Source organism: Mesorhizobium delmotii (assembly GCF_900149755.1).
GTDB classification, from domain to species: Bacteria; Pseudomonadota; Alphaproteobacteria; order Rhizobiales; family Rhizobiaceae; genus Mesorhizobium; species Mesorhizobium delmotii.
On the sequence record NZ_FUIG01000022.1, the window covers coordinates 100408 to 106695 of the forward strand.

The 6288-nt window shown below is 59.5% G+C and carries 3 protein-coding genes; 1 reads left to right on the forward strand and 2 read right to left on the reverse strand.

Features of this window, described 5'->3' with window-relative positions; all coding sequences use genetic code 11:
* Window positions 1-65 precede the first annotated feature (65 nt).
* A complete protein-coding gene (locus tag BQ8482_RS13335; protein WP_133254764.1) occupies window positions 66-2624 on the forward strand; it encodes a hypothetical protein in 2559 nt (852 codons plus the stop codon).
* A gap of 494 nt (window positions 2625-3118) precedes the next feature.
* On the opposite strand, the gene BQ8482_RS37680 is transcribed toward BQ8482_RS13335, so the two are convergent.
* Both BQ8482_RS37680 and BQ8482_RS13345 read right to left on the reverse strand, forming a co-directional pair.
* Window positions 3119-3883 carry a hypothetical protein gene (locus BQ8482_RS37680; RefSeq protein ID WP_133254765.1) on the reverse strand — a complete coding sequence of 255 codons (765 nt, stop codon included), beginning with the start codon at window positions 3881-3883 and terminating at the stop codon, window positions 3119-3121.
* A 1009-nt stretch (window positions 3884-4892) separates the two neighbouring features.
* A complete protein-coding gene (locus BQ8482_RS13345) occupies window positions 4893-6200 on the reverse strand; it encodes an adenylate/guanylate cyclase domain-containing protein (protein ID WP_165848556.1) in 1308 nt (435 codons plus the stop codon).
* Between the last annotated feature and the right edge of the window lie 88 nt (window positions 6201-6288).

A 6288-nucleotide genomic window follows, 5' to 3' on the forward strand; every position in this document is an offset into this window, starting at 1 on the left:
TGGTGCCTCCCGTTTTCAGTCCAGATTGTGTCGGCGTTCACCTTGTGCCGGGTGACGTAGTTCGGGTGGAAACATGGCTGATCTCGCCAGTGGAAGCTCGCCTCATTCCTACCCTCCGCAACGGCGAAACCATTGTCCGCATTCATGAAACTGTCGCGTCCCATGTATTCACTCGGCCATACACTGAAGAGGAAATTGCTGAGCTCCCACCACATATGCGGGAAGCGGCCCGCCGGCGTGAGATACTCTTCGAAGAAACTCGGGTCAGGCAAATCGCGGATGGTGATTCTCCTATTACAGCACGGAGGGGAGATATCGTTCAGCTAACTCTTGAGTTCTCGGTCCCGCCTGAGGCAACCGACGGCATTACGTCGGCAACACTTGTGGTGGGGTCGTCAGTGTGGGACACTATGGAGGTCCCCATATTCTGCGTGGTTGGGCGAGTATCCGCCGTTCCTGCGGTCGTGCCGGACAAGATCCGCGCCGCCTTGGCGCCCGGTGAAGTGACAAGCCCCTTTGTGACGATCCCGGCTGCTCCTAGCCAAGGTTCGGTTGTAGCATTCGTCGCCTCTGAAGGCACCATCCCAGGCACCACGCCAGCCGGCGTTCCGATCCGGGTGATTCACCTGGATCACTTGGCCGCCTACACCGAGGAAACTAACGCTGACGGTTCCGTGGAACAGGTGGAAACTGGCCGCAGCAACGGCTGGCCGCCCCTGCCGGTTGTTGCCGGACAAATGGTGCAGGCTCATCTCAACTTCGCGGCGCCGGGATCCGGGCTTCCCAACATCACAGAGGCAACGCTCGTCATCGCGTCGCCGGGCTGGCAGCTTATGGAGATTCCGTTACGACTGATCATCGGCCGCATTGAGGTGGAACTCGTCTCTGGGCCGGTGACCATCAGCCAGGGGGGGAACGCCGAATTCGTTGTGTTCGTATATTCGCGGGCAGGACCGGGCGATGAGGTCCACTTTTCGCTCGAAGGCGATGACGGCCAATTTCGGATCGCGCCCACCACACTGAGATTGAATCCGGGCCAACGAGCCGTAGGGCGGTTGACTCTGTTCGCCGCGGCCGACGTGCCTGTCGGGTCAATGGCGGTCACGTTTGTGGCGCGCGTATTCGAGCAGATGCAGGTCCATCGTGTGCCATTGCAAATCAATGTGATTCCGGGCGGCCTTTCGGTCGGCACTGCACCATGGTCGATCACGGCGAAACAGGGCGATACCGTGACTTTCGAGGTGTTCGCCAACTCCGAGGGTCCGGCGCGGCATCTGACCTTTACGCCCGGCGTTTTGCCGCGCGGTGTCCGGTGCGATCCCGTGCAATTAGATGTTGGCCCCGGCCACGCCTCGCGCGTCCAGCCGATGCGATTCGTCATCGACCGCGACGCCCCGATTGTCGAGCAGGCTTACACGCCGATTCTCTGGTCGGCGAACGGCAACTCGCACTCCGGCATCTTGAATCTCCCCCTGACGATCGAGCTGAATCCCGAGGAACGTGTCTTTCGCCGAGACTTCACGACCCCGTCGGGCACAGCACTAGGCGGCTTCGCCGAAATCGTCATCCGCAACGACGGGAGCTACATATTCCGCGGCCACATCCACGACAGTGGATTCGATCCGTACGCGTTCCGGGTCAGCGTGACAGTACGCAGCTCGACAGGCAGCGTCTCACTGGCGGCCTTCAAGAGTGGCAACGTGGCCGGCACTATCGGTAGCGGCTCCCGGGACTTCGACTGGTCTGACCCACCAGGGACGTCCGATTTGATTCGGGCCACTTGGCCCCAACTGCGTGACGGCACGGCGGACTTCGTCTTCTGGTACGAGGACAACGGAGTTCTCGGTACACTCGAAGACCTGGCGGTGATCCTCGGCGAGTTCCTCGTCGGAGCGGTTGTGGCCTCGCCCGGCATCGCCGCGATCATCGTCATCGGATCGGAACTCGGTGCGCTCACGGAGATCCCTTTCGCCCATCCCTCACTCCTGGCCGGCGTCGCCGTAATGGGCGGCGTCTACATGCTCTTAGGCCCGGGGATGCTGTTGCCGGCGGCGGTAGTGGGGGCCATTGCCGGGGCGCAGTTGAAGACCCGTCGGCTTCGGCCATCCGAAATCGCAGAGGCCGCCAAGGTCTTCGGCGATACCCTGCCTATCGATCGAATTCTGGTTACTAACCTGTCCCGCGGCGATCACGCGTTCTGCATACCGCACATCGACGGGTCGATTCTAATGGGCTTGGGAGGAGTTAATGACGGCCAGACCGACCGCTTCGACGATCCGATGAAACATCTTGAGTGGCGGTCAACACTTATACATGAGCTCGTACACGCTTGGCAGATCGAGCATAGCACTACGTTGGCGGACATGGCCTTGTCGGCGGCGGTCAACGAATGCCGTAAACTCGTCGGCGATGATCCCTATGAGGTTCCGACAAGTTTCGATGGCCGGGCATGGTCCAAGTTCGGTTTCGAGCAGCAAGCGAAGATCGTCGAGATCTGGTACTTTGCAGCTGCCGCGCTCGCGGCCATGAATACCCCTCCGAGCTCTACGCTCGACAGCGTTGGCGCTCAAAATCGTTGGGAATTCTTTTATATCCAAAACAACATCCGACTCGGCCAAATGTGAGTCGTGGTGAAGTCGATCAGGCGCTCACCGCCTGCCGTCAACAGCGCGACGGCGTCCCGCGCGGCGGTTCATCATCCCATTCGAGGGCGCCTTTGCGGCAGACCTTCCGCTTCGGCGGTTGGTGAGCAGTGTCGGGAGTGTGCCCTGTACAACGGCCAGGGGACTTCATCATCACCAGCCTGCCATGACCGCCACTCTGCCATTCTCTGCGAATTTGCTGAACTCTCAGCGCACGACCTCGACCAAAAAGCCGGTTTCTACGCCCCTTCGGGACGTTGCCGCCGTATAGCGGCAATGACCGGTAATGGCGCACGTGGGCGGTTGGTGCGTTCCGACTTCAGATTGCTGATGAGGCTCGGCAAGGTCCGGCCTGGGTGGAAAGTTCACATTGTTACCGTCTGGCTGAGCGGCAAAAAAAGCACCCGATAGCGGACGCTAGCCCACTCCAGGTGCAACGGTTCGGGCGATATGAGAATTCGACAAAGACACCTTTCTTAGTCGCTGCCGGCAACATTGTGGCGCTTGAGGCCAAAGCCATCCTTAATATGCTTGCCAGCGACAACGCGGTAGACGGGCGTTGCAAGGTCAACGAAGAATTGAATATCGATTACAACAAGTGTAAAGGTTGGAAGTTTTAAAATGCCAGCTTTGACCATGACTTGCGATGGGATCTCTTCCGATGAGGTCGGGTCGTTGGAAGTATCCGACTCCCCAATCCAGAATGGAATATTTGATAAGTCCTTGCCTGTTATAATGCTGCTCAACGAAGCCTCAAATCCATCAAGGCCAAAACAGACGACTGCAGCTCCATGAGCGATTTTAGCAAGCATCCTCATAAAGACGGTGGGATCGAGTAACTGCGCAACATAAGCGCCCAGCTCCTGGTCATGGAGGCCGGCAGTGAGCTCGAATCCGGTAATATGATTCTCTGAACTTTGCTCCTCTGTTACGCCACGCAGTATTCCTGGCGCCTGGAGGCGGGGCATGACAACCCAGGTTGGGTAGTCTTTATTTGCAACATGCTCCGTTATCCAGAGTTCATCCTTACCAGGGTCCGGAGGACTATCTGGCGGCGAGGTCTCCGCAGCAGTGGAGCGATGCACAGATAACGGTAAGTTGCCAGACCGCGCCTTATTCCTTCGTTCCCCAATTCCGCGTTTGTAACGAATTTCTTTGAAGCTTTGTCGAAGAAAAGGCTGCTCAATGTTTTTGTTGATTTCGTATTGGCAGACATTACAGCTCGCCTTGAGAAGGATCATTCTACCATCGAGGGCAGCAGGAACGACATGCTCGTCCGTTAGCGGGACATTGGTGGCGCGGCAGTAGATACATTGGCCTACCGGTCCATACTTCTCAGACGGGCGCATATCTCGGGTCATGTAGTCAATCCGGCAAGCCGTACAGCCGGCTTGCGACTGCGCGGTTGCGGTTCTTTGTGTACAGTTTCGATTCCAGAGTAGTCACGCGGGGTAGTGAAGCGTCAGCCGCCAACGTCGGCGTGATGGTCTCGTCTTCGAAGCGAACGACATCATGTGTTATTGTCACTTGGTCACCGACTTCGATTCTCTGCCCCTTCGCCATGGCCGGCTAGGATAGAGTAACGCTAGCCTGTCGATCAACTGTACGCGCTGGATTCTCGTGCCTCCACAGCTAATATTGGCGGACCAGCTCGAGTAGGCGGGCGATTGCCGCTTCGGCCTCCTTGTGGGGCCTAGCGGAGCTTAGTCAGGCGCTCCGATTAACGTCCTCTCGTTCCGAAGCGGTGTGAAGAAAGCCGTCCAGCAGCGCCCGCTCGGGCCCAAGATGCGCTTTGCCGCGGCAGGCCAGCGCGCCTTCCTTCAATTTGCGCGAACAACCATAGTAGCAGTAGGCTCCTCCTTTCCCGGTGTTGTGGACGTGTCGATCACACCCGGAGCAAAGGTCCGCGATGCCGACCCTCACGGTAGCTGGCTGGAATGTCTCTGTAGGGTCGGCTCGAGCCATTGCGCGAAGGGCAGGTTTGGAGAAGCGCCGCGAATGACAGGTTATGGCGCTACTTGCTCGTTCCCATCGACGAGGCGAATGGCAAACATTCGACCCCTTTGGGGACGTTCGTTCGCCCCGGCCGAATTCACCATAGCAGTCGTCGCGAATACGCTACCCGAACGTCGCGAAAGGATGGGAATGTTTGCAGCTTCGCGGCGTTTGGCGACCATGTTGCGCATTGCGACCGCCGAACCCGGCTGACGCGAGGTTTGGAGCTCCAATGCGTCGCTTCAACCAGCGGCCTCAGAGTCCGTGTTCCGGTACGGTGAACAGGCTCACAGGGTCAGGGATGCCGCGGATGGGGAAGTCGCCCAGTTCCTCGACGGGCTCTTCGATCAATTCAGCAACCCTGTCGGACAGGAGCAAGCGCCGCCCGGTCGTTTTCGATAGCGGTTCGATCCGCGCCGCCAGATTGACAGTGCGCCCAATGGCGGTGAAGTCGAGCCGATCCCTGGATCCGATATTGCCGAAGAATACGGGACCGCGATGCAGCGCAATTCCCATGCTGAGCGGCCGCCAGGACAGGTCGCGCGACGGCTCGCCGGACTGAGCCTCGTTCAGGCTGTCCACCGCAACCAAACCGTTCCGAGCGGCGGCGAGTGCCGCAGCGGCGGCGGCCGGCGCCGACTGCGTGCCGAAAATGGGGAAGGCCGCCAGCATGCCGTCACCGACAAATTTCAGGACCTCACCGCCTTGTTCATGCACCGCATCCACGAGACCTTCGAAAAAGGCGTTCAGCAGCCGGATCATCTCGGCGCTATCGATGCGATCCGAGAGGCCGGTGAAGTTGCGCATGTCGGATACCCAGATGACCGCCTCGATGGTCTCGCCAAATCCGCGCCTTATGTCACCGGCGAGGACCCGCTTGCCAATGCGTCGGCCGAGATACGCATCGAGCACGTGCTCCGCGATCTTGCCACGCGAGACGATCTCGACATTGAGCGCCAGAGCCGGGCGCAGCGCCTCGACGGCTTCGATGGTGGCGCGGGAAAATCCCCCTGCTTGCCGTGTGGCAAGCGTCATCAGCGTAAACTGGCGGTCGTCCCGCTTCAGCGCGAAGCCCCAATAGTCCGTGTATCCAGCCGCCGCGAGGGTCTGCATGATCGGGTATGTCGACTGCGCCACTGAATCCTGGGGGTTCACCCGAATTGACCGGCCCTCCTCGATGATCGGCCTGAGGGGGCTGCTCAGGTAGTCGGTTGTTTCGCGGACATGCGCGTTGACTTCCACCTCATCACAGACACCGAGATCTCCGCGCCAGTTCGCCGTGATGCCCAGAAGCTGCGGATGCAGCGTCGACATGTTGAGCGTTGCCCGCTCGATCGGCTGGCCTGCCGCAACCAGTCGGGCGATGACGCCGTCCAGCAGCTCTGCCGGTCCGGCGGATGCTGCCGTCCCCGACATCAGCCAGTCGAGCGCCGTGCCGTCATCTGTCGTGAGTAGCGAAATGGGTCGGCGCCGAACCAACTGGAGATCAGGCGGATATTCCAACCCCACCGGGCCAGTCGACAGCGATGCTTCAGCGAGTTCGGATCGTTGAGCCGGCATCATTCCTCGCGGCGTCATTCAAACGACAGATAGGCTTCCGAGGGGCAATCGCCAAGCTCCTATTATACGGCCTTTGACCCCATCACTGTCT

Bases quoted from the DNA above. Each gene is read 5' to 3' on its own strand.
- BQ8482_RS37680 (WP_133254765.1), bottom strand. From the start codon at position 3,883: ATGATCCTTCTCAAGGCGAGCTGTAATGTCTGCCAATACGAAATCAAC.
- BQ8482_RS13345 (WP_165848556.1), bottom strand. From the start codon at position 6,200: ATGATGCCGGCTCAACGATCCGAACTCGCTGAAGCATCGCTGTCGACT.